Here is a 504-nt window from a genome sequence, read left to right as displayed (position 1 = left end):
GATGCGCGCCGGGGTCACCTTGCCCAGTGCCGTGCAGTAACGGCAGAGAGGCTCGTCCCGAAGCTGGGCCGCTCGCAGGCGATGCCATCGCCGGGTGTTGTATAGCCGGCGCCAGGGTCGCTCACTCATGATTCAGCCATCGGCGTGCCGTCGAGGTAGTGAGTCGCGGCTGCCTCGTCGGGATCCTGCTCATCGGCCAGAGCCTCGATCAGCAGGACCAGTAGCTCGTTCGTCTTGCGCTGTTCCGCCAGCATTTGCTGCTGGCCGGAGACCAGTTGCTCGAGCAGCGGCGTCTCGGGCACGCTCATGGGCGATGGCCCTCCACTTGTTGATCCAGGCACGCCGACGGGCGCAGGCGGCACACGGCATGATGGTCACCAGCGCCCAAGGTGCGAGCGCACCCAGTTCCAGGCGTTGCTGGCCTTGGCCACCAGGGCAGCCAGCAGCCAGAACAGCTTGTTATTGGGCAACGGCATGATCACCTCACTCGGCCTCGGGTGATGT

General features: G+C 65.7%; 1 protein-coding gene. It reads right to left on the bottom strand.

Translation table 11 applies throughout. From position 1 onward, the window contains the following. Positions 1-125: 125 nt before the first annotated feature. Positions 126-308, bottom strand: coding sequence for a hypothetical protein (locus CVH10_RS17200; RefSeq protein WP_106489337.1), 183 nt, complete (start codon positions 306-308; stop codon positions 126-128). Positions 309-504: the final 196 nt, after the last annotated feature.

This window comes from Halomonas sp. ND22Bw (assembly GCF_003011945.1).
Classification (GTDB): domain Bacteria; phylum Pseudomonadota; class Gammaproteobacteria; order Pseudomonadales; family Halomonadaceae; genus Halomonas; species Halomonas halophila.
This window is presented reverse-complemented; position numbering and strand designations above follow the sequence as displayed.

Bases quoted from the DNA above. Each gene is read 5' to 3' on its own strand.
- CVH10_RS17200 (WP_106489337.1), bottom strand. From the start codon at position 308: ATGAGCGTGCCCGAGACGCCGCTGCTCGAGCAACTGGTCTCCGGCCAG.